Source organism: Campylobacter sp. BCW_6463 (assembly GCF_001762785.1).
GTDB lineage: Bacteria > Campylobacterota > Campylobacteria > Campylobacterales > Campylobacteraceae > Campylobacter_D > Campylobacter_D jejuni.
This window is the reverse complement of sequence record NZ_MJXL01000064.1, coordinates 64,289-88,793: the sequence shown is the minus strand read 5'-3', so window position 1 is coordinate 88,793 and position 24,505 is coordinate 64,289. Positions and strand designations below refer to the sequence as shown.

Below are 24,505 nucleotides of genomic sequence, written 5' to 3'. Positions count from 1 at the left end.
TTTAACACCAATTTATATGGCACAGCTAAACAAAGAATTCAAAACCAGCTTTGTTATAAATTGGGTCAAACTATGATTATTAATTCTAAAAGTATTATTGGCATTCTATTTATGCCAATATATTTGTTATCAACATTTTTAAATTACAAACAAGATCAAAAAATATATCATCAAAAAATAAAAAAAGATCCAACTTTAAAATTACCCCCTTTAGAAAATTATCCAGATTACCAAGAAGCTTTAAAGTATAAAGAACACTTATCTTATAAACTAGGAAAAATTTTATTAGAATCTTTTAAAACTTGGCATAAAGGTGGTTTATTTAGATTTCCTTTGCTAATTTTAAAATATAAAATTTAATTTTTTTCGAAATGGAGGTTTTAATTTGAAAAAAATAATTGCCGTAAGAAAAGATGGACTCGGTGAAAGAATGTGTGCTTTTTTAAATGCAATGGTGATCGCTAAGAACTTAAAATTGAAGTTTGAATTTACTTGGAATTTAGGCTTATCAAGAAATATTTATGCTGAAAAATTAGATTTATTTACCCCAGAATCCTGCATTCCAAATATCGAAGAAATTTTCGATGATGAATTTATTCAAAAGCATTATGCTTTTAATTTTCAAGATATAAACCATGAAGATTTTCCAGATATTTCAGAATTAAAAAATTGTAAAATTAAATCTTGGCTGGATTTTGTAAGATATGAATGGGGGGATATTTTTTATAGTCAAATGTATTTAAGTGAATTTTTTGATTATGATCTTAAATCATATAAAAAAGATTTGCAATTAGCATGGACAAATATTAAATTTTCTCAAAAATATCAATTTATTATAGATAATGTTAATAATATTTATCAAGAATTTGGAAATTTTATCGCCATACATATTAGAAGTGGAGATATTGTTTATAGTAAATGTGGAGATATTATTTTTATAGGTCATTTAAAAATGATATGTTTTCATTTAGCAGCTTCTATGATTAAGTGTCTTAAAGATACTCAAAATTGTAATAAATTTTTAGTTTTCGCTGATGATTGTAAGTCAACTAGAGATTTAAAAAAACAATGTTTGGGTCAAAATATTAATATTTTTACAGTTGAAGATTTTAATTTTGTAAATGAATTAAATAGCTCGGAAAGAACTTTTTTTGAAGTTTTGTTAATGTCTAAGGCCGATAAAATTTATTCTACTAGATTTTCTGGGTTTTCAAGATTAGCTAATTTTATTTCAGCAGGAGAGGATTGTGGTATTTATCAAAGTTTTACAGCAGAGCAACTTTTTAATATGTTGTATGACGGTGTAAAACAATTTCAATTTAATGATGAGCAAACAGCAACTTCTTATTTTATGCTTTATATTTATTCAAGTTGGTTAAATAGAGATCCAAAAGAACAAGAATTTTTTTTACAGAATGCTACTTTTTTATATAAAGAATGTTTTTTATTTAAATTATTTTATATTTATATATTATTAAAAAATAATAATTTTAAAATTTTAAAATTATTTTTAGATAATTTAAATAACAAAGAGCTAGAAAAAATAAAATCACTTATTTTATCAAATCAAGAAATTCCTTCCTTGTATGGTTTTATGTATTTTTATTTTGTGAGATACCATGATAAACATAGATTTTTGTTTGAAATAAGTATAGAGATATGCATAAAAATTATTAAAGGAGAATATTTATGTAACAATGAAATGGAGGAAGCTGTAGCTTTGTTTATTTTTAAAAAAAATAATTTAAAATTATCAAGGTCTAATTTAAATTTTTCAGCAATAGAACTGGTAAAAAATCACTTATCATACAAATTAGGGCAAGCAATAGTAGAAAATTCAAAAAGTATATTAGGATTAATCAGAATGCCTTATGTGCTTTCTTATATTTCGGATAAACACAAGCAAGAACAAAAATACAAAAAAGATTTATCTTTAAAATTATCTTGTTTCAAAAATTATCCAGATTATCAAGAAGCTTTAAAATATAAAGAATGTTTTAATTATAAGTTGGGAGAAGCTTTAATAAAAGCTCATAAAAGTTGGTATAAGGGGGGATATATTAAATTTATATTCAAAGATATACCTAGATTGAAAAGGAAGGCTAAACAAGAAGGGAGAGATAATAATGGCTATAGAATTTGACATACAAGAATCAAAAATTTTAAAAGGGGTATATATAATAACTCCTAATAAATTTAGAGATTTGAGAGGGGAGATTTGGTCAGCATTTTCTGAAGATTGTTTAAAGCATTTGCTTCCTGATAACCTAAATTTTGTTTTGGATAAATTTACTTTATCAAAACCAAATGTTTTAAGAGGAATTCATGGAGATCACAAGTCGTGGAAGTTGGTAACTTGTGTGTATGGAGAAGTGCATCAAGTAGTGGTTGATTGTAGAAAAGACTCTCCTGCTTATCTAAAATGGGAAAAATTTATTATCAATCAAAATAATCAGAAATTAATTTTAATTCCACCTTATTTTGGAAATGCGCAGTATGTTAGCTCAAAAAGTGATGCTTTATATTATTACAAGTGGGCTTATGAGGGTGAATATGTTGATGCCAAAGATCAGTTTACCTATGCATGGAATGATAGTAGAATTGCTATAGATTGGCCAACAAGCAATCCTATATTATCAGATAGGGATATTGATGCAACAATTAATGATCATACTAAAGGATTTTAATGAATAAAGATTCTAGAATTTATATAGCAGGACACAAAGGTACAGCTGGTACTGCCTTAGTAGAAAACTTAAAAAAAAGAGGATATGAAAATTTAATTCTTAAAACACGACAAGAACTTGATTTGTTAAATCAACAAGCTGTGATTGAATTTTTTAAAAACGAGCAACCAGAATATGTTTTTTTAGCAGCAGTTTTGCCATGTGGCGCTGCTAATGTATCTCAAAGAGCAGATTTTATATACGAAAATACAACTATACAAAATAATATTATCCATCAATCTTTCAAATTTGGAGTAAAAAAATTAATTTTTTTTGGTTCAGGTTATATGTATCCTGAAAAAACTCTTAATCCCATTAAAGAAGAAAGTATGTTGACTGATATATTAGAATATAATGCAACCTCGTTCGGTGTTGCAAAAATATCAGGTGTATTAATGTGTGAATCATATAATATTCAATACGGAACCAATTTTATAACTTTAGCTTTAAATAATTTATATGGAACAAGAGCAAATTTTGACTTTGAAAAGTCTAGAGTATTGCCGGCGCTACTTAGAAAATTTCATCTAGCTAAACTACTAGAAGAGGAAAGAGAGGGTGAAATTTTAAAAGATTTAAAAATGAAATCATTTGTTGAAGCGAAGAAGTATTTAGCTAATTTTGGTATTTCAAAAGACTATGTGGAAATTTGGGGGACAGGGAAGGTTAGAAGAGAATTTATACATAGTGATGATTTGGCTGATGCTGCTATTTATGTTATGGAAAATGTAAATTTTTCTGATTTATATAATAAAGATGAAAAAATAAAAAATACGCATATTAATATTGGAACAGGTGTTGATTATAGCATAGCAGAAGTTACTCAAATGGTTAAGCAAATTGTCGGATTTAAAGGAAAATTGATTTTTAATCCTAATAGACCAGATAGCACAATGGATCGTTTGATGGATTGTTCTAAAATTCATTCTTTGGGTTGGAGACACAAAATTGAACTTGAAGATGGTATTAAAATGATGTATGATTGGTATTTAAATAAAGGAGAATAAATGAAATATACACTAGCCTCGTCAACTTGGGATGAAAAGGAATTGCAAGCAATACAAGATGTTATCAAAAGTGATATGTTTACTATGGGCAAAAAGGTGGCTGAATTTGAAAAAGATTTTGCTAAATTTATAGGCTCAAAGTATGCGGTTATGACAAGTTCAGGTTCAACTGCAAATTTGATAGCAACAGCAGCCTTATTTTATACAAAAAACCCTAAATTAAAAAAAGGAGATGAAGTTATAGTTCCTGCGGTATCATGGAGTACTACTTATTATCCACTTTATCAGTATGGCTTGAAATTAAAATTTGTAGATATAGATTTAGAAACACTAAATTACGACTTAGATGCTTTAAGTAGTGCTATTAGCGATAAAACAAAAATGATCATGATTGTAAATTTATTAGGAAATCCTAATGATTTTGATACGATTAATGATCTTATCAAAGGAAAAGATATTATTTTGCTTGAAGACAATTGCGAATCAATGGGGGCAGAGTATAAGGGAAAGCAAACTGGAACTTTTGGTATTATGGGAACTTTTTCAACCTTCTTTTCTCACCATATGGCCACAATGGAAGGTGGTTTTGTTGTCACGGATGATGAGGAGCTGTATCATATTTTGCTATGTTTAAGAGCACATGGTTGGACTAGAAATCTTCCAAAAGAAAATTTAGTAGTCAATAAAAGCGACGATTGGTTTAGTGAGTCATTTCGTTTTGTGTTGCCAGGATATAATGTGCGTCCAGTGGAAATGAGTGGGGCTATCGGTATAGAACAGCTTAAAAAATTACCTATGTTTTTAAAACATCGTAGAGAAAACGCGAAATTATTCTGCGAATACTTTCAAAATCATCCTGAATTTATTATGCAAAAAGAAATCGGAAGTAGCTCATGGTTTGGATTTTCATTGGTAATTAAACCAAATTCTAAATTACAAAGAAAAGATATTATTAAAAAACTAGAAGAAAATGATATAGAGTATCGTCCTATAGCAACTGGAAATTTTACACAAAATGAGGTAATTAAGTATTTTGACTATGAAATTTATCAAGAATTAAAAAATGCAAAATATATACATGAAAAAGGATTTTTTGTAGGCAATCACCAATTTAGCATTAGCAATCAAATTAATTTATTTAAAAAAGTTTTGGATAGTTTATGAAAAAAACAGCGTTAATTACAGGATTTACAGGGCAAGTTGGCTCACAAATGGCAGATTTCTTGCTAGAAAATACAGACTATGATGTTATAGGTATGATGCGTTGGCAAGAACCTATGGATAATATCTATCATTTAAGCGACAGAATAAATAAAAAAGATAGAATCAGTATTTTTTATGCAGATTTAAATGATTACTCTAGTCTTCAAAAACTTTTCGAGAGTCAAAGGCCTGATGTGATTTTTCACTTAGCAGCTCAGTCTTATCCAAAAACTTCTTTTGATATACCGATTGAAACTTTACAGACTAACATAATAGGCACAGCAAATATTTTGGAAAACATTAGAATTTTAAAGGCAAAAGATGGATATGACCCTGTAGTGCATATCTGCTCTTCAAGTGAAGTTTATGGTAAAGCAAAAGCAGGTGTTAAACTCAATGAAGAAACAGCTTTTCACGGTGCAAGTCCTTATAGCATAAGCAAAATCGGCACTGATTATTTGGGAAAATTTTATGGCGAAGCTTATAATATCCGCACTTTTGTTACAAGAATGGGAACACATAGCGGCCCAAGACGTTCTGATGTGTTTTTTGAAAGCACGGTGGCAAAACAAATTGCTTTGATTGAAGCGGGCTATCAAGAGCCTGTTATCAAGGTTGGAAATCTCTCAAGCATAAGAACTTTTCAAGATTGTCGTGATGCCATAAGGGCTTATTATCTACTTTCTCTTGAAAGTGAAAAAAGAAATATTCCTTGTGGCGAAGCTTTTAATATAGCAGGTGAAGAAGCCTTTAAACTTCCTGAAGTTATAGATATACTTTTAGAATTTTCTACAAGAAAAGATATAAAAATAGAACAAGATGAGCAAAGATTGCGTCCTATTGATGCGGATTATCAAATGTTTGATAACACAAAAATCAAAAGTTATATCAACTGGAAACCCCAAATTCCAGCTAGAAAAATGTTTGAGGACTTGTTAAATCATTGGAGAGATGAGATAAAAAAAGGAAGGATACCATTAAATAGATGAAAACTATACGCACGCAAACTCCTCTTCGCCTTGGTTTAGCAGGTGGAGGGACTGATATAAATTTATATTGTGATAAATACACAGGCTATGTTTTAAATGCAACTATATCTTTATATATACATTGCACTTTGATTGAAAGAGAAGATGGAAAAATCATTTTTGATTCGCCTGATACAAATTCTTACTCTGAATACGAAAGCAGAGAATTCTTAGAAAATGATGGAAAATTAGATATTTTTAAAAGCATTTACAATCGCATTGTAAAAGATTTTACAAAAAAACCTTTAAGTTTTTCTTTGCACACTTATTCAGATGTACCAAGTGGTAGTGGACTAGGTGGAAGCTCAACCTTAGTTGTAGGGGTTATAAAGGCTTTTGCAGAATGGCTTAATCTTCCTTTAGGAGAATACGAAATTGCCAAACTTGCTTATGAGATAGAAAGAGAAGATTTGGGCATAGTAGGTGGAGCACAAGATCAATATGCTGCAACTTTTGGTGGATTTAATTTTATGGAATTTTATGATAATAAAAGAGTAATTGTTAATCCTTTGCGTATTAAAAACTGGACAGCTAGTGAGCTTGAAGCTAGAACTGTACTTTATTTTACAAATATCACAAGAGAAGCAAAAGATATAGAAGAGCATAAAAAAGGAAAACTTGGAGATGAAAAATCTCTCGAAGCTATGCATGCCATAAAACAAGATGCTATAAAGATGAAAGAAGCTTTGTTTAAGGCGGATTTTGATACTTTGGCACAAATTTTAGGCAAGTCTTGGCAGTCAAAAAAAATTATTTCAGAAATCGTTAGTAATGACGAACTTGAAAGAATTTATCATTTAGCTATGCAAAATGGAGCTTATAGTGGCAAAACTAGTGGAGCAGGAGCAGGTGGGTTTATGTTTTTCTTTGTAGATCCTACAAAAAAATACAACTTAATCAAAGCTTTAAACAAAGAACAAGGTTATGTACAAGATTTTTCATTTACAAAAGAGGGGGTTAAATCATGGAGAATTTAAATTCTTATATAAAAGAACATTTTCGAGAATCGATTTTGGTAAAAGAGCAAATTTTAAAAGATGAGAATTTGATAACTCTTATTAAAAATGCTTCATTAGAAGTCATAAAAGCTTATAAAAATGGTAACAAAACTTTGCTTGCAGGAAATGGTGGTAGCGCAGCTGATGCACAGCATATAGCAGGAGAGTTTGTGAGTAGATTTTACTTTGATAGACCTGGTATTGCAAGTATTGCACTTACTACAGATACAAGTATTTTAACAGCTATTGGCAATGATTATGGTTATGAAAATTTATTTGCTAGACAAGTGCAAGCTCAAGGTGTTAAAGGAGATGTTTTTATAGGCATTTCAACAAGCGGAAATAGTAAAAATATCTTAAAAGCTTTAGAGCTTTGCAAACAAAAAGAAATCATAAGTATAGGCTTAAGTGGAGTTAGTGGTGGAGCGATGAATGAACTTTGTGATTATTGTATAAAAGTGCCTTCAACTTGCACGCCAAGAATTCAAGAAGCACATATTTTAATAGGACATATTATTTGTGCTATTGTCGAAGAAGAGCTTTTCGGTAAAGGTTTTTTTTGCAAGCAATAATACTTTGTGGCGGCTTAGGAACAAGACTTAAAAGTGTTATAAAGGACATTCCAAAGCCTATGGCACCGATAAATAATAAACCTTTTTTAGAATTTATTTTTGAGTATCTTAAAAAACAAGGCATAAAAGAGATTATCTTAGCAGTATCATACAAATATGAAGTGATAAAAGAGTATTTTAAAGATGAGTTTTTAGGTATAAAAATAAAATACAGCATCGAAAAAGAGCTTCTAGGAACGGGTGGGGCTATAAAAGAGGCTTTGAAATTTATAAAAAATGAAGCTTATATTTTAAATGGAGATACTATATTTGATATTGATCTAAAAAAACTTATTTTAAATGATAGCAAAATTTGCATCGCACTAAAGCAAATGCGAAATTTTGATCGATATGGTACTGTAAATGTTGATGAACAAGATCTTGTAATTTCTTTTGAGGAAAAGGTATTTAAAAAGCAAGGTTTAATCAATGGTGGAATTTATCTTTTAACCAAAGATATTTTTAATGATTTTGCTTTGCAGGAAAAATTTTCTTTTGAAGAGTTTTTACAAGAAAATTATAAAAAACTAAAGGCTAGGGCTTGTATTTTTGATGATTATTTTATAGATATTGGTGTGCCTGAGGATTATTATCATTTTCTAATCAATAATTGAATATAATTATTTCTTGTTTTTTTGATTGATTTATTTTAAAGGAAAAACCCATGCTTAACCCAAATTCAGCCATAGAAAGAGTAAAAAACCATTTAGCTTATAAACTAGGTCAAACTGTGATAGAACATAGACATAACGGGGGGGGGGTATATAGCATTATTTAAAAAACTCTATAAAATCAAAAAACAACATAAAAAAGAACAAAAAATTTATCAACAAATCATACAAGTCTTTCCCCAACTTAAATACCCAAGTTTAGAAACATGTTCTGATTATAATGAAGCTTTAAGATGTAAATTCCATTTATCTTACATGATAGGTGAAGTTTTAATTAAGGCTTATCAGAATTGGTATAAAGGAGGTGGATTTAAATTAAAAAATAATATTAAAAAAGCAAATAAAGAATTTCAAATTTTTAGAGAAATTTTTAAAGAATTTGATCAGTTTAGCTCTAGTATCCTTGAAGGATTGATAGATAATAAACAATTATTTTTAAAAAAATTTCTAAGAATAAAAAATATATTAAAAATTCATCAAGACTATAAAACAATATTAGATAATATCTTTCACAATTTTAATTATTTTATACAAAATTTTGATCTTATAGAAGAATGGTTGTTATCAGATGATTTTAATGAAAGATATAAAAAAGGAAATCATCCTTACCCTTCTTTACTTGATCCTAAAAAATTAAATGATGAAAATGAAAAAATCAATTATCATAACATATCTGCTGAACTTGCTTGGGAGATGAATTTGCCTTTACCTGATGGGTATAAGTTTGTGTATTTAGGATTTGGTTTATCTGGCCATCTTGCTTTAGATTTATACCTTAGAAAATGCTCTTGTTATTTAGTATACGCTGAAAGTGATTATAAAAATATTTTATACACTCAGTGTGAAGAAAAAGCAGTATTATGTATTATAAGCTTATGGAAGAAAAACTTTGCATTTGAACATAAAATTTTAAGTTTATTAAATAATGAAATTACTATTTTAGTTTTAGTCAGAGATCCTATTGAAAGATTAAAAACAGGTGTAAATCATGGATATTTTGCTAAAAGTAATCAAAAATTTTACGATGTTTTTTTTATTAATGATGATATAGATAAAACATTAGATCGTTTCAAGTATTATCTAGGTGATATTGTTAGCGATTTGCCTATTATAGAAACAATTGATTTTACAATTCAGCATAGCTCGTTTTATATAAATTCTTTGTTTAATAAAGTTATAAAAAATAATGTACTTTATATTGACATGGATGAAATTACTCCACAGCAATCCTTCCAAACATTATTAAGGTTATCAAAATTTTTAGATTTTAACCAGCCAAAATTTAGTGATATGAAATATTTTAAAGAAATTAAATATAATGATTTTAAATATATATTACCTTTAGTTTTAAATATTTATTATGAAGGGCAGAAAATTCCTATCTATATAGAAGCAACTGTCAGTCAAAGCAAAAAAATTGATATATTTAAATATATTTTTTCTAAAAATCATGAATTGTACAATAAAGTGCATTTTTATATTGATAATTTTTACATCGAATTAATTGATTGCAATAGTAATTTTTTAAATTATATCAAAGAGTATATTATAGAATTTTTAAATAAATTGGATTTGAAAATTAAAAAGATAGTAGCAAATAAAATAAAAGAAAAAGATGTGCTTGTATATTTAAAATCAAACCAAGAAATAAGAAAAAAGTTAAAAAACATACTAAATAAAGAACTTGTTCATATCAAACAACATCGTCCAGATATAATAGCTTCTTGGAAGTATTATCAAGAATTTGAAAAAATGTGCAAGGAGTTGGATGGTAATATTTAAGAGATTTGTAAATTAATAAAAAAAAGATATAATTATGTTTTAATTTAGAGAAAGGAATCAATATGAAACAAGGGGATTTTACAGAGGTTGCAAAGCATTATCATAATAGACCTGCTTATAGTCCGTTTTTACTTGAAAAACTTGTAGCTTGTATCAATGATAAAAATAAAAATTTAAAAGATTTAAATATTGTTGAAGTAGGAGCTGGAACTGGAAAACTTACTAAGATACTAGGAGAAATGTTTGGATGCCAAATTAGTGCTGTGGAACCAAACGATAATATGCGCGAAGAAGGACAAAAATTTACACAAAATTTATCAAATATTTTTTGGCACAAAGGAAGTGGTGAAGAAACCTGCATGAGCAATAATCAAGCTGATTGGGTCATCATGGCTAGTTCTTTCCATTGGACAGATCCTAAAAAATCTCTCCCAGAATTTAATCGTATATTGATAGGGGGGGGGGTATTTCACTGCGATTTGGAATCCTCGCCACATTGTAGAGGGTTCGGTTTTTGATGAGATCGAAAAGGAGATTAAACATATTGTTCCAGAGCTTGCTCGTGTAAGCAGTGGCACTCAAAATGCTAAAAAATGGGAAGAAATTCTTGTTTCAACAGGAGATTTCACAGACTGCTTTTTTATGGAGTGCGACTATAAAGAGTTTTGGGATAAAGAGCGTTATCTTGGAGCTTGGCATTCTGTAAATGATATACAAGCACAAGCAGGTGAAAAAAGATGGAAGGAAATTTTAGAGATGATAGAAGCTAAAATTTCTCATATGCAAAGTATAGAGATTCCTTATAAAATAAGAGCATGGACAGCTAGAAAAGCATAAAATACCTCCTTTTTTTCATCAAGCTTGTCAAAGATGAAAAAAAGGAAACAAAATGCAAAAACTAGTAGAACAAGTGTGGGATTATACCAAGCATGCTAAATTTTATAGCTATAGACCAAATTATGCTCCAAAAACTATAGATATGCTTATTAGTTTAGTTGGAAAAAAAGATATCAAGGTGGCTGATATCGGTGCAGGAACTGGAAATTTAAGCATTATGCTTTTAGAAAGAGGATGTAAGGTAGTATCTGTAGAACCAAATGATGCGATGCGTGAGATCGGGATAGAAAGAACTAAGGGTCAAAAGATTGACTGGGTTAGAGCAACAGGCTTAAACTCAACACTTCAAAATAGTGAATTTGATTGGGTGACTTTTGGTAGTAGTTTTAATGTAATGGATAGAAATGAAGCCTTAGAAGAGGCACATCGCTTATTAAAATCAGAGGGATATTTTTCTTGTATGTGGAATCACAGGGATTTAAACGATCCTGTGCAAAAAATAGCTGAAGATACTATTGTAGAATTTGTACCAAATTATACAAGGGGAACAAGAAGAGAAGATCAAAGACCAATTATAGAGAGTCGAAAGGATCTTTTTGATAATATTGTTTATATTGAAGAGGATTTTTATTTTCATCAAAGCATTGAAAATTATATTAATGCATGGAAAAGTGTTAAAAATCCTTACTGGGATTTGGAGACTGATGAAGGAAATGAACTTTTTAATAAAATTAGTGATAAAATTTCACAAAGACTTCCTAAGGAATTTAGCATAAAATATACCACTCGTTGTTGGAGTGCTAAAAAAATATAAAACTAAGGAAAAATATGGCGGAGTTAAAATTTAAAACCAAAGCACAAAATTTAAAAAATTTACAAACAAAATTAAAAAAAGCAAAAGTTCTACCTTTGGTTTTAACTTCGCTTGAAGAATTAATATCAAATGAAGATAAAGTTTTGCAGGACGTTCAAATTTTAAAGGCTAATAGACTCATTATAAGAAGTTCTTCTTTAAGTGAGGATAGTATGAAAAACTCTAATGCAGGTGCTTTTCTTTCTTTGGCAAATATTAAAGCTGATTCTAAAGATGAATTATTAAAAGCTTTATATGAAGTTGCCAATTCTATGCCATCAAAAAGCGATGAAATTTTAGTTCAACCTATGCTTGAAAACATTACTCTTTGCGGTGTTGGTTTTAGTGTTGATAAAGATAATTTTTCCCCTTATTTTTGTCTTCAATATGATGAAAATGGTTCAAATAGCTCTATTACAGATGGAAGTAGTAAGAGTGCAAAAACTTACTATCATTACAGAGATTATTTAGAATTTAAAGATATTAGACTTCAAAAAATTATAGAACTTATAAAAGAATTAGAAGTTTTATATGACTGTTGTTTTTTAGATGTTGAATTTGCATTTGTTATTCAAGATGATGAGGAAGAACTTTTTTGCTTGCAAGTGCGTCCTTTGGTTATGCATGAAAAAAATAATTTATTTCACTCTTTACCAAAAGAAGCTTTATATAGATTTTATAAACGTTTTGAGTCTTTAAAAGAATCAAGATCTAGAGTTTTGGGAGATAAAGTCATTTTTGGGGTAATGCCTGATTGGAATCCAGCTGAAATCATAGGGTTAAGACCTAAGCGTTTAGCTTTTAGTTTATATAAAGAAATCATTACGGATAATATCTGGGCGTATCAAAGAGATAATTATGGTTATAGAGATTTAAGATCCCATCCTTTAATCCATTCTTTTTTAGGCATTCCTTATGTGGATGTAAGATTATCTTTTAATTCTTTTATACCAAAAAAATTAGATGAAAATATCGCGCAAAAACTTGTCAATTTTTATTTAGATAAGCTTAATAAAAATCATGAATTGCACGATAAGATTGAATTTAATATAGTTTATTCTTGTTATGACTTTAATAGTTCTAAAAAATTACAAGAACTTTTAAATCATGGTTTTAATGAAAATGAAATCAAAAGATTAGAATTTTCATTATTGGAACTTACAAATAAGATTATTAATCCTAGATCAGGGCTTTATTTAAAAGACATACAAAAAGCTTATAAGCTAAAAGAAAGATATGATGGCATTATTAATTCTAATTTTTCTTTAATTGATAAAATTTATTGGCTTATTGAAGAATGCAAGCGTTATGGGACCTTGCCTTTTGCGGGGGTGGCTAGGGCTGCATTCGTAGCAATGCAACTTTTAAATTCTTTAGTTGAGATTGATTTTATAACTAAAGAGGAAAAAGATGATTTTTTAAATTCACTCAATACAGTGAGTAAAAATTTAAGCAAACAAACAAACCATCTTAATTTTCACAACAAAGATCAATTTTTGAAAGATTTTGGACACTTAAGAGCAGGAACTTATAATATTTTATCTCCAAGATATGATGAAGATTTTGAACTTTATTTTGATGTGGATCAAAAAGATAGTAAAGTTTATTTACAAGATAAAGCTTTTGTTTTTTCAGAAGAAAAGACAAAAGCTTTAAATGCTTTACTTAAAGAACATGGATTAGAGATTAATGCTTGTGAATTTTTTGATTTTTTAAAGCAGGCTATTGAGGGTAGAGAGCTTGTTAAATTTGAATTCACTAGATTGCTTTCTAAGGCTATAGTTTATATAGAAGAATTAGGCAAATATTATGGTATTGAAAAAGAAGATTTGGCTCATCTTGATATAAAAAGCATTTTAAATCTTTATTCTAGTCTTTATTCTATAAATCCAAAAGAGCAGTTTATGGAAGAAATTAATCGCAATAAAAAAGAATATGAACTTACACAAGCTATAAAACTTCCTTCTTTGCTTTGCAATGCCGATGAAATTTTTTCTTTTTATAATCATAGTATTATTCCAAATTTTATTACACAAAAGAGCATTACTGCATTTACGGCGAAGGAAAATGATAAAGATTTAGAAGGAAAGATTGTTTTAATTTATGCAGCAGATCCTGGATATGATTATTTATTTACAAAAAATATAGCAGGACTTATTACATGTTATGGGGGTGCTAATTCACATATGGCCATTCGTGCCTCAGAACTTGGAATGCCTGCTGTTATAGGAGTTGGAGAAGAAAATTTTGAAAAATATTTAAAAGCTAAAAAAATAAATATAGAATGTGAAAGTGAGCAAATATTTTGTTTATAGGTATTACTCAAAGGCTTATTTGCAACGAAAGTTATCATGAAGAAAGAGAATGTTTGGCTTTGGATTGGGGAAAATTATTTAATAAAGATTTATTTAAAAATTTTACTCCTCTTCCTCTTAGCTATGAAATAGATTTTTCTCATTATAAACATCTAATAAAAGCTGTGATATTAAGTGGTGGTAATGATTTAAGTTTTTATAGTCCTAATGTTTTATCTAAAAAGAGAGATTTATACGAAAAGCAAGTTATAGAAATTTGTTTAAAAGAAAAAATACCACTTTTAGGAATTTGCAGAGGAGCTCAGATGATAGCTCATTATTTTAACAGCCATATAAGTCCTTGTGAAAATCATATAGGCAAACATGAAGTATTTTTCTCAAAAGAAAAATTTATAAGTAATTCTTTTCATAATTTTGCTATTGAAAAATTAGGTGAAGATCTTGTAGAACTTTGCTTAGCAAAAGATAATACTATAGAAGCTTTTAAACATAAGTATGAAAATATTTTTGGTATAATGTGGCATATTGAAAGAGAAAATGGGCTTAATAATATTCAAATTTTAAAAGAGTGGTTTAGTTTAATCAAGGAATAATATGAATGCAATTATCTTAGCAGCAGGTTTTGGATCAAGGCTGATGCCTTTAACAAAAGATCAACCAAAGTGTATGGTTGAGTATAAGAATAAAAAAATAATAGATTATGAAATCGAAGCTTTAAAATCAGCAGGTATAAATGAAATAGCTGTTGTGGGTGGATATTTAAACGATGTGCTAAAAAATTATCTTAATAAATATGATATTGAGCATTTTTTTATTAATTCAAAATATGATAAAACCAATATGGTTCATACTTTTTTTTGTGCTAAAAATTTTATGTTAAAATGCATCGAAGAAAAACAAGATTTGATTATTTCTTATGCAGATATCGTTTATTTTCAAGATTGCGTGCAAAAGCTTATAAATGCCAAAGAAGAATTTGCTATAGTAGTTGATAAGTCTTGGCGTAAGCTTTGGAGCAAACGCTTTGCAAATCCTTTAGAAGATGCTGAAACATTAAAGATGGCAAATGGTTATATTATAGAACTTGGAAAAAAAGCTAATGCCTATGATGAGATAGAAGCTCAATATATAGGACTTTTTAAATTTTCTTATCAATTTCTTTCCGAAGTTATTGCTTTTTATGAAATGCTTGACCGAGATATTTTATATGATAATAAAAATTTTGAAAATATGTATATGACAAGTTTTTTGCAGGCTTTAATTGAAAAATACAACAACGCAAAAGCAGTGAAAATTGATGGCAATTGGTGTGAAATTGATTTTATGAGTGATTTAGAGGTGCAAATTGAAAAATAATCCTTATATTATTTGGCTTACTGGTTTAGCTGGAAGCGGAAAAACAACTATAGGTCAAGCTTTGTATGAAAAATTAAAACTAAAATATAAAAACCTTATTTATCTCGATGGAGATGAGTTAAGAGAAATATTAGGACATTATGCATACGATAAACAAGGTCGCATAGATATGGCTTTGAAAAGAGCTAAATTTGCAAAATTTTTAAACGATCAAGGTATGATAGTTATTGTCACTACGATTTCAATGTTTAATGAGATTTATGATTACAATAGAAAGCAATTAAAAAATTATTATGAAATTTATATAGAATGCGATATGCATGAATTAATGCAAAGAGATCAAAAAGGACTTTATACTAAGGCTTTAAATAAAGAAATTGATAATGTAGTTGGTGTTGATATAGAATTTGATAAACCAGAAGCTGATTTAGTGATCAATAATTCTTGTCGAAATAATTTAGAAGAAAAAGTTGAATTTATAATAAAGAAATTGGCATTGTGAAGTATTACTCAACATCAAAAAAACTTATCGCTAATGCTAGGAATTTTTACAGTATTTTTTTATATAAGAGAAATTTAAAAATCAACAAAGATGATCTTTTCTTTGGCTGGGGACGCAAAAAATCAGGTTTAAAAGCTATGAATTTAGCAAAAAAACATAAGGCTAAATTCATACTTTTAGAAGATGGATTTATTCGCTCATTAAATTTAGGAGTTGAAAATAGCCCAAGTTTTTCTATAGTTAAAGATGATATAGGCGTTTATTATGATGCAACAGCACCTTCAAAGCTTGAAAATCTTTTAAATACTTATGAATTTAAAGATGAAGAAATCAAGCAAGCTAAAAAAGCTATAGAGCTTATCAAAAAATATAAAATTAGCAAGTACAATAGCAATCTTGATATTCCAGATGATTATTTTCAAAAAGATGAAAAACGCGTTTTAATCATCACTCAAACAGCCAATGATGCCTCTCTTGAATTTGGTTTTGCTAAAGATTTTAAAACTGTCGATATGATAAAAGATGCCATAAAAGAAAATCCTGATTCTAAAATTTATATAAAAATCCATCCTGATGTTTTAAGCGGTAAAAAACAAAGTGATTTAGTTATAAATTTCTTGCCTAAAGAATGTATTTTAATCACTGAAAATTTTAATCCCATAGCCTTGCTTGAGTTTTTTGATAAGGTTTATACCAAAACTTCTGGTATGGGTTTTGAAGCTTTGATACAAGAATGTGAGTGTATTTGTTATGGCATGCCATTTTATGCAGGTTGGGGTCTAACAAAAGATAAATTAGAGTGTAAAAGAAGGATGCAAAAAAGAAGTTTAGAAGAAGTTTTCTATGCTGCTTATATACTTTATAGCGAGTATTTTAATTCTTATTTAAATCAAAAAAGTAATATTTTTGATACTATTCAAACTTTAGCAAAATATAAAGATATAGAAAAGGTAAATTCTAACAGGCTTTTTATGCTAGGCTTTACCTTATGGAAAAGGCATTTTATCAAGCCTTTTTTTAAGGCCAAAGATAATGAAATTATTTTTTTAAATTCTATTAAATCTTTAGTTAGATACAAGCTTAAAGAAGATGATAAATTTTTTATTTGGGGTAGAAGGATAGATTATAATATTCTTAAAAGCACTCTTATAAAAAAAGCGCAAGATGAGAATTTATCTCATTTTACTCCTAAAATTTCTTTAGTAGAAGATGGTTTTATTCGTTCGATTTCATTGGGTTCTGATCTTACGCGCCCTTTTTCTTTAATCGTTGATGATAAAGGACTTTACATTGATCCAAACAAACCAAGTAAACTAGAAGAGCTCTTGCAAAACGAAATCTTTGATGAAAATATGCTAAATAGGGCGAAAAATATTATAAAAATCTTACTTGAGAATCGCTTTTCAAAATACAATGGCTTAAAGCATGAAGACTTAAAAATCAATGCCAAAATAGGACAAAAGATTATTTTAATCCCTGCTCAAGTTGAAGATGATGCTTCGATGATTTTAGGGGGTTTTGGCTTATCCACTCTTGATTTACTTAAGGAGGTGCGTGCTAAAAATCAAGATGCTTATATCATCTTTAAACCCCATCCTGATGTGTTAAGTGGCAACCGTGTGGGTTTAAAAGATGAAACACTCATCTTGGAATTTTGTGATGAGATTGTAAAAGATTGCAGTATTGATAGTGCCATAAAAATTGCTGATGAAATTCACACTATTACTTCTACAAGTGGTTTTGATGCTCTTTTAAGAGCTAAAAAAGTTTTTACTTATGGTATACCTTTTTATGCGGGTTGGGGTTTAACAAAAGATAAACATAAATGCGAAAGAAGAACAAGAAAACTAAGCCTAGAGGAGCTTGTAGCAGGTGCTTTGATTACATATCCAAGATATATAAATCCTAAAACAAAAACTTTATGTGAAATTGAAGTTTGTTTAGATATAATGCTAAATTTACAAAAAGATTATTTTTCAAAAAAACATATAAAATTGGCAATAGATTTTAAAACTTTTATGCTTAGAAAAATAAGAAGATTTTATGAATTTTTAGCAAAGAAATGAGATTTAGCACTAAAATTAAAAAAGAATTTAGCGGTAAAAATGTTTTACTCTTGCAAGGGCCTGTGGGAAATTTTTTTCATCATCTTGCAATGAAAATGAAAAAAAACCAAACCAAAGTTTTTAAACTCAATTTTAATGGTGGAGATTTTTTTTTCTATCCTAGTGGAACAAGGTGTAAGTGTGATGAAAAAGATCTTGAAAATTTCTATAGGGATTTTTTTCAAAGTAAAAAAATCGATGCTATTTTAATGTATAATGATTGTCGTATTATCCATGCTAAGGCTATTAAAGTGGCTAAAGAATTAGGAATTGAAGTATGGATTTTTGAAGAAGGGTATTTAAGACCTTATTGTATTACTTTGGAAAAAGATGGGGTGAATGCAAATTCTTCTTTGCCGCGTGATAAAAATTTTTATCTTTCTCAAAATATTTTTACCAAAGAAAGCATAAAAGAAATTCCAGGTGGATTTAAATTTATGGCTTTTGATGCTTTTTTGTATTGGTTGTTTGCTTTTATTTTGGCTCCATTTTTTAATAACAAACTTCATCATCGCACTTTATATCCTTTTGAATTTTTATTTTGGTTTAGATCATTGTATAGAAAGTATCTTTATAAGATTACAGAAAAAAAACTAAATGAAAAGATTTATAATTTAGAAAAAAAGTACTTTTTGGCGATTTTACAAGTTTATAGCGATACGCAAATTAAATATCATTACAAAAAAAGCATAGAGCACTTTATAGAGGAAACCATACTTTCTTTTGCAAATCATGCAAGAGTTAAATCTTATCTAGTTTTTAAACACCATCCCATGGATAGGGGCTATAAGAATTATTCTAAACTCATAAACGATTTAAGTCAAAAATATCATGTAGAAGGAAGGGTTTTATATGTTCATGATACCCACTTGCCAGTTCTTTTAAGAAAGGCTTTAGGTTGTATTACTATAAATTCAACAGTAGGCCTTAGTGCTATTTTAGAAGGCTGTCCGACTAAGGTTTGTGGCAATGCTTTTTATGATTTTGAAGGCTTATCTTATCCAAAGAAACTTCAATTTTTTTGGCGTGAAGCTCATGCTTATAAACCCAATCCTGTTTTGGTGTGTAATTTTAAGAAATATCTTTTACAAACTAACCAATTCAACGGCAATTTTTATAAAAATTTCTTTTTAGACAAATAAGACTAAAAAGCTTTGATTAAGAGAGCTTTTAAAGCAAAGTTGTTATAATTAAAAGCAAAAAGAAATTATTGTATGGATAGGGAAGTATTTTATATAGCAGGATATGATCCTAAAAGTTATAGATTTTATTATGATTTATTTAAAAAAAACCTAAAAGATTATTCTCATGCTTTTAACATTAAGACTGATTTAAGTAAAATTGAAAAAAATGAGCAATTTCCTTTTTTTCAAATTTCTTGCGAGGGAGTGCAAACTAAATATCATTTTTTAACATGGAATGATATTGTTAAGAAAAATTGGTCAGAAAATTATAAAGATGCCTTAGCGGATTGTTATAGTTTTTTTAAAATTTATACTATCACAGGGCTTTTTATCAAATTTGGCAAAGAGTCGATTTATCAACTTATCACAGGTTATTATCCTTTTTTTTATGTGTTATTTTCTTTACTATTTTCTTTGGTTTTAGTTTTTGGAAGTTTTGCTTTTTTGCAAAATTATATGCATTTTTCTTTAGCTATCATCATAGGATGTTTTTTAGGATTTTTGCTAAATCATTTTTTATTTAAATTAGGTAAGAAATTAGCTGTATTTTGGATAGCAAGAATTTGTGCTTTTTGTGCTACTTGGCAAGATAAAAAAACAGGCGCTATGCAAGAAAGAATCAAGCTTTTTACAAATACTATAGTAGAGAAGCTAAAACAAAACGAAAGCAAACAAGATTATGAACTTATTTTAGTAGCGCATAGTGTTGGAACTATAGTTTGTATAGAAGTTTTGGAGTGTATTTTAAGACAAAATTTAGATTTATCTTTACTTCGTAAATTAAAAATTCTTACTTTAGGAGAATGCATACCTTTAGTGAGTTATCAAAAAAAAGCAGATGAATTTAGAAAGAAGCTCGAATTTGTTTCAAGGTTTGATTTAAAATGGTATGATTACACATCGATTATTGATGGAGCATGTTTTCCTCAAGTGGATTTTTTTCGCACGAGTGATGTAAATGCTAAATTTACACCCCCATTTTTAAGTGCTAAATTTCACACTTTATACGAAAAACATGAGTATAAAAAAATAAAAAGAGATAAAAACAAAGCGCACTTTTTATATCTTTATAGTATTAGTGTTAAAGGTGATTATGATTTTTTTTCTTTCATCATAATGCCTAAATTTTTAGAAGAAAAGGTAAAAATATGAGTGAATGTCCCTTTTTTCCAAAACCTTATAAAAATAAAGCTTCTACACTTTTAACTTTTTTGTTAAAGCGTAGATCTTGGCTTGATGGGCTTTATGAGCGTAGTTATAAAATGCAAACAGGCTATGTGAAGATGCCAAATTTTGATCTTTATGTTATAAATGATACTAAAGAAGTTAAAAGAATGATGGTTGATGAGGTTAGAGAATTTCCTAAAAGTGCATTTTTGCATGAGCTTTTAAGTCCGCTTTTAGGAGAGAGCATTTTTACTACAAATGGTGAAGTTTGGAAAAAGCAAAGAGAGCTTTTGCGTCCAAGTTTTGAAATGACTCGTATCAATAAAGTGTTTAATCTTATGAGTGAAGCTGTGGCAGATATGATGGATCGTTTTAGCAAGTATCCAAATCATGCTGTTATTGAAGTAGATGAAGCTATGACTTTTATTACCGCTGATGTGATTTTTCGTACCATTATGTCTTCAAAACTCGATGAGGAAAAAGGTAAAAAAATCTTAAATGCCTTTGTGACTTTTCAAGAGCAAAGTGTGCATACAGCCATGCGTCGTATGTTTCGTTTTCCAAAATGGCTTTCTTATGTTTTAGGAGATCGTAAGCGTGCTAAGGCCGGAGATGTGATTAGGCAGGTTTTAAGTGACATCATAAAGCCAAGATATGATACGGCAGATAATACAGAATTTGAAGATATTTTAGGATCTTTGCTTTTAGTAGTGGATGCGGATACAAATAAGCGTTTTTCTTTTGAGGAAATTTTAGATCAAGTGGCTATGCTTTTTTTAGCAGGACATGAAACCACAGCAAGTTCTTTGACATGGACGCTTTATTTGCTTAGTCTTTATCCTAAGGAGCAAGAAAAAGCTTATGAGGAGATTACTCAGGTTTTACAGGGTGGAGCCATTGAAATTTCGCATCTAAGACAGTTTAAATACTTAACAAATATTTTTAAAGAATCTTTAAGACTTTATCCTCCTGTTGGATTTTTTGCAAGAGAGGCAAAAAAAGATACCCAAGTTAGAGATAAGCTTATTAAAAAAGGTTCTGGGGTGGTGATTGCTCCTTGGCTGATACACAGACATGAAGAATTTTGGACAAATCCACATGGATTTAATCCTTCTCGTTTTGAAGGAGAATACAAAAAAGATGCTTATTTGCCTTTTGGGGTAGGGGAAAGAATTTGTATAGGACAAGGTTTTGCTATGCAAGAAGCGATTTTGATTTTGGCTAATATTTTAAAAACTTACAAACTAGAACTTGAAGAAGGTTTTGTACCTGATGTAGTAGGGCGTTTAACAGTGCGTTCTGCTAATGGTATGAGGATAAAATTTAGCAAAAGAAAACTATGAAAAGAGTTAGAACTAAAATTCGTGCCAATTTTCGTCGTCGTGTAAAACGTACCTTAAAAGGAAGCTTAAAAGAAAAATTAGCAGGGACTATTCTGCTTTGTGCAATAGTACCTTTAGCAGTTTTAGGATATCTTTTTATCGTGATTATAGGAACTTTTTTTAATACCGCACGAGCAAGACAGGGTGTTAGAGCCTTGGATCATTTTGTAAATGCAAGCTTGTTTAATGGCTATGCTTGGGAGAGCGTTTCTTCTCATGCGTGGCGTGAAAGAAATCGTAAAAAATGGGCAAGGATTGTTATAAAAATCACAGATTTTTTTCAAAAAGATCATTGTAAAAGAGCAAATAAAAGAGAACAACCTGTGGTAGATTTCATACTTTCAAGAAATTTAGACAAGCAAACTATAGGAAAATAATCAAACTATAGCCACTATGGCTATAGCAAAACCATTATCATGAGAAATGCTTAGGGAAGTTTGAGTGATATTAAAATTTTTTGTAATTTTTTGAGAATATTTTAATTTAGGCGCGTTTTTTTCATCTTTTGATATTTCAATATCAAAAAAACTGCATAATTCACAAATTCCAACACCCAAAGCCTTGCTAGCAGCTTCTTTAGCAGCCCAAAGACCTGCTAAAGTTGCTGGATTTTTAATGAGTATTTGTTCTTTTGGGCTTAGAAATTTATCCAAAAAATTTTTGCCATGTCTAGAATGAATTTTTTCTATTCTAGAAATGGCGATGATATCACAGCCTACACGCATTTAAGAAACTACAAAATCCGTAAAATAAACATTTTTAATAAAGCCATCGGTTAAAATTTCATTGATTTTTCCAACTAGCTCATCTTTTAAACGTTCTTTGCCTTTTTGTGTACTTACTTCTTCAAAAGTTTTAGCTGTTAATGTACGAATAATAATATCACGAATCACTGGAACTTTTTTATCGAGTTCAGGTTTTAAAAGTTCGCTATTTTGTTCTAGTTCTATAGTGCATTTTACATATCTTGAGCCGCTATCGCTAAGTAAATTTAGGGTAAAAGGATCAAGTGGGTACATAGGACCTATATTAGCAAAATCACTACCTCGCTGAGTAGGAGCTAAAACTTTAGGTTTATCAGCTTTTGTCTCTTCTTTTGGAGCTTCTTTGACTTCACTTTCATCACTTGAACTGCTTGAAATAAGCCAAGCAATCACTCCCATAATACTAAGAAGTAAAACAAAAAGTAAAATAACAATAATAATTACAAGTGAACCTCCTTTTTTCTTTTTTGTTTCTTCGTTTTCTAATTCTTCATCCATAAATTTTCCTTCATTTAGTGAAATTAATGTAAAATTGTAGCAAAAATTTCTTTTCTATCCAAATTTGCTTTAAAAAAACGATAAATTTAGGTTAAAGAAGAGATGAATTTGAAGGAAAAAATGTTAGATGTGATTTTTAGAGAATATGATATAAGAGGGCTTTATGGCAAAGAACTAAATGAAAAAAGTGTTAAGGCTATAGGTTTTTGCTTGGGACAAACCATGCTAAATAAAAGCTGTAAAAATGTAAGTGTGGGCTATGATGCAAGATATAGTGCAAATGAACTTTTTAATTATCTAGTGAGTGGACTTAACAAAGCGGGAATAAAAATCTATGATATAGGGCTTGTACCAACTCCATTGGGATATTTTAGTCTTTATGAGGGCTTGAAATTTGATGCAAATGTTATGATAACAGGCTCTCATAACCCAAAAGATTATAATGGTTTTAAAATCACTATCAATAAAGAAAGTTTTTTTGGCGTGGAATTAAAAGAGTTTTCAAAAGAAGTTTATAAGCATTTAGATGATGAGATTGAAGAAAATTTAGAAGTAGAAAAATACGATATTTTAAGCCTTTATGTGAAATTTATGTGCGAGCAATTTAGCTTTTTAAAGGATTTTAATTATAAATTTGGTGTTGATTGCACAAATGGTGCGGCTGGAGTGGTGATAAAGCCTTTAATCAAGGCTTTAAATTTAAAAGCTCATGTAATGTTTGCAGAGCCTGATGGACAGTTTCCAAACCACGCTCCAGATCCTACAGAAGAAGAAAACTTAAGTGCGATTAGAGAATTTTTAAATCAAAATCAAGATTATTCTTTAGCTTTTGCTTTTGATGGGGATGCTGATAGAATAGTTGCTTTGAGTAAAACTCATGTATTTTGTGGGGATGAGCTTTGTTATTTGTTTGCTAAAAATATTCCTAATCCACGCATTTTAGGTGAGGTAAAATGTTCTAAAAATCTTTTTGATGAAGTGGCTAAATTTGGAACTATTTTTATGGGAAAAACAGGACATTCTAATATCAAAAAAATGATGAAAGAAAAAGATATTGATTTAGCTGCTGAAGTGAGTGGACATATTTTCTTTAAGCATAGATATTTTGGTTATGATGATGGAATTTACGCATTTTTAAGAGCCTTAGAACTTGTTTATAAAGGTTTTGATTTAGAAAGTATGATTAAAGCTTTACCAAAACTTTATACCACATCTGAAATTAAAATCCCTGTAAATGAAGAAGAAAAATTTAAACTTGTGGAAGAATTTCAAAAAGAGATTGAAAAAGGAGCTTTAAAAGGTGTTAAAAGTCTTTGTGAAATTGATGGAGCTAGGATAGATTTTGGCGATGGATGGGCTTTGCTTCGTGCATCTAACACCAGCCCTTATCTTATCACACGTTTTGAAGCAACTTCTTTAGAAAGAGCAAAAGAGCTTGAAAGTATGGTATTCAGTTTATTTAATGAGATAAAAGCTAGGCTTAAGAATTGATGAGATAATATTTCGCGATTTAAAT

The 24,505-nt window shown here is 29.0% G+C and carries 21 protein-coding genes and 3 pseudogenes; 22 read left to right on the top strand and 2 right to left on the bottom strand.

Going from position 1 to position 24,505, the window contains the following annotated elements:
* The 21 genes and pseudogenes from AJ884_RS07575 to AJ884_RS07475 all read left to right on the top strand — a co-directional run.
* A pseudogene (locus AJ884_RS07575) lies at window positions 1-360 on the top strand (glycosyltransferase family 2 protein); the annotation flags it as partial.
* Between the two features lie 25 nt (window positions 361-385).
* Complete coding sequence (locus tag AJ884_RS10130; protein WP_070286576.1) at window positions 386-2,143, top strand: hypothetical protein; 1,758 nt, start codon at window positions 386-388, stop codon at window positions 2,141-2,143.
* Window positions 2,127-2,687 carry a dTDP-4-dehydrorhamnose 3,5-epimerase family protein gene (locus AJ884_RS07565; protein WP_070286575.1) on the top strand — a complete coding sequence of 187 codons (561 nt, stop codon included), beginning with the start codon at window positions 2,127-2,129 and terminating at the stop codon, window positions 2,685-2,687. Before AJ884_RS10130 ends, AJ884_RS07565 begins: the two co-directional genes overlap by 17 nt.
* The gene (locus AJ884_RS07560; RefSeq protein WP_070286574.1) at window positions 2,687-3,733 is read left to right on the top strand and encodes a GDP-L-fucose synthase family protein; all 1,047 of its coding nucleotides are present in this window, start codon (window positions 2,687-2,689) and stop codon (window positions 3,731-3,733) included. Before AJ884_RS07565 ends, AJ884_RS07560 begins: the two co-directional genes overlap by 1 nt.
* The gene (locus tag AJ884_RS07555) at window positions 3,734-4,897 is read left to right on the top strand and encodes a DegT/DnrJ/EryC1/StrS family aminotransferase (protein WP_070286573.1); all 1,164 of its coding nucleotides are present in this window, start codon (window positions 3,734-3,736) and stop codon (window positions 4,895-4,897) included. It abuts the gene before it with no gap.
* Window positions 4,894-5,925, top strand: coding sequence for a GDP-mannose 4,6-dehydratase (locus AJ884_RS07550; protein ID WP_070286572.1), 1,032 nt, complete (start codon window positions 4,894-4,896; stop codon window positions 5,923-5,925). Before AJ884_RS07555 ends, AJ884_RS07550 begins: the two co-directional genes overlap by 4 nt.
* Window positions 5,922-6,941, top strand: a complete 1,020-nt coding sequence (hddA, locus tag AJ884_RS07545; RefSeq protein WP_070286571.1) for a D-glycero-D-manno-heptose 7-phosphate kinase — start codon at window positions 5,922-5,924, stop codon at window positions 6,939-6,941. Before AJ884_RS07550 ends, hddA begins: the two co-directional genes overlap by 4 nt.
* On the top strand, window positions 6,929-7,534 hold the full coding sequence (gene gmhA2, locus AJ884_RS07540) for a D-sedoheptulose 7-phosphate isomerase (protein WP_070286570.1): 606 nt from the start codon (window positions 6,929-6,931) through the stop codon (window positions 7,532-7,534). Before hddA ends, gmhA2 begins: the two co-directional genes overlap by 13 nt.
* A complete protein-coding gene (locus tag AJ884_RS07535) occupies window positions 7,522-8,187 on the top strand; it encodes a nucleotidyltransferase family protein (protein ID WP_070286569.1) in 666 nt (221 codons plus the stop codon). Before gmhA2 ends, AJ884_RS07535 begins: the two co-directional genes overlap by 13 nt.
* Before the next feature lie 50 nt (window positions 8,188-8,237).
* Window positions 8,238-10,026: pseudogene (locus tag AJ884_RS07530) on the top strand (DUF2972 domain-containing protein).
* A 62-nt stretch (window positions 10,027-10,088) separates the two neighbouring features.
* Window positions 10,089-10,863, top strand: a pseudogene (locus AJ884_RS07525) (class I SAM-dependent methyltransferase).
* 52 nt (window positions 10,864-10,915) lie between these two features.
* Window positions 10,916-11,677 (top strand): class I SAM-dependent methyltransferase, encoded by a 762-nt coding sequence (locus tag AJ884_RS07520; protein ID WP_070286568.1) that lies wholly within the window; start codon window positions 10,916-10,918, stop codon window positions 11,675-11,677.
* A gap of 14 nt (window positions 11,678-11,691) precedes the next feature.
* Complete coding sequence (locus AJ884_RS07515) at window positions 11,692-14,031, top strand: PEP-utilizing enzyme (protein ID WP_070286567.1); 2,340 nt, start codon at window positions 11,692-11,694, stop codon at window positions 14,029-14,031.
* The gene (locus tag AJ884_RS07510) at window positions 14,022-14,624 is read left to right on the top strand and encodes a gamma-glutamyl-CDP-amidate hydrolase (protein WP_052804305.1); all 603 of its coding nucleotides are present in this window, start codon (window positions 14,022-14,024) and stop codon (window positions 14,622-14,624) included. Before AJ884_RS07515 ends, AJ884_RS07510 begins: the two co-directional genes overlap by 10 nt.
* Window position 14,625: 1 nt before the next feature.
* Window positions 14,626-15,387 (top strand): CTP:phosphoglutamine cytidylyltransferase, encoded by a 762-nt coding sequence (locus AJ884_RS07505; RefSeq protein ID WP_044779516.1) that lies wholly within the window; start codon window positions 14,626-14,628, stop codon window positions 15,385-15,387.
* Window positions 15,377-15,889 (top strand): cytidine diphosphoramidate kinase, encoded by a 513-nt coding sequence (locus AJ884_RS07500; protein WP_044779517.1) that lies wholly within the window; start codon window positions 15,377-15,379, stop codon window positions 15,887-15,889. The genes AJ884_RS07505 and AJ884_RS07500 overlap by 11 nt, the downstream gene beginning before the upstream one ends.
* Window positions 15,886-17,955 carry a capsular polysaccharide biosynthesis protein gene (locus tag AJ884_RS07495; protein WP_070286566.1) on the top strand — a complete coding sequence of 690 codons (2,070 nt, stop codon included), beginning with the start codon at window positions 15,886-15,888 and terminating at the stop codon, window positions 17,953-17,955. The genes AJ884_RS07500 and AJ884_RS07495 overlap by 4 nt, the downstream gene beginning before the upstream one ends.
* Window positions 17,952-19,136, top strand: coding sequence for a capsule polysaccharide modification protein KpsS (gene kpsS / locus AJ884_RS07490; protein WP_070286565.1), 1,185 nt, complete (start codon window positions 17,952-17,954; stop codon window positions 19,134-19,136). The genes AJ884_RS07495 and kpsS overlap by 4 nt, the downstream gene beginning before the upstream one ends.
* 72 nt (window positions 19,137-19,208) lie before the next feature.
* Window positions 19,209-20,330, top strand: coding sequence for a DUF829 domain-containing protein (locus AJ884_RS07485; protein WP_070286564.1), 1,122 nt, complete (start codon window positions 19,209-19,211; stop codon window positions 20,328-20,330).
* Entirely contained in the window at window positions 20,327-21,688 is a 1,362-nt protein-coding gene (locus AJ884_RS07480) for a cytochrome P450 (RefSeq protein WP_002877385.1), read from the top strand. Before AJ884_RS07485 ends, AJ884_RS07480 begins: the two co-directional genes overlap by 4 nt.
* Window positions 21,685-22,104, top strand: a complete 420-nt coding sequence (locus tag AJ884_RS07475) for a hypothetical protein (RefSeq protein WP_002862076.1) — start codon at window positions 21,685-21,687, stop codon at window positions 22,102-22,104. The genes AJ884_RS07480 and AJ884_RS07475 overlap by 4 nt, the downstream gene beginning before the upstream one ends.
* Here AJ884_RS07475 and acpS read toward each other — a convergent pair whose 3' ends face one another.
* A complete protein-coding gene (gene acpS / locus AJ884_RS07470; RefSeq protein WP_002866684.1) occupies window positions 22,105-22,452 on the bottom strand; it encodes a holo-ACP synthase in 348 nt (115 codons plus the stop codon). It abuts the gene before it with no gap.
* Window positions 22,453-22,989 (bottom strand): flagellar basal body-associated protein FliL, encoded by a 537-nt coding sequence (gene fliL / locus AJ884_RS07465; RefSeq protein WP_052794920.1) that lies wholly within the window; start codon window positions 22,987-22,989, stop codon window positions 22,453-22,455.
* Window positions 22,990-23,091: 102 nt separating this feature from the next.
* On the opposite strand from fliL, the gene pgmL reads away from it, so the two are divergent.
* Window positions 23,092-24,480 (top strand): phosphoglucosamine mutase PgmL, encoded by a 1,389-nt coding sequence (pgmL, locus tag AJ884_RS07460; protein WP_083267228.1) that lies wholly within the window; start codon window positions 23,092-23,094, stop codon window positions 24,478-24,480.
* Window positions 24,481-24,505: the final 25 nt, after the last annotated feature.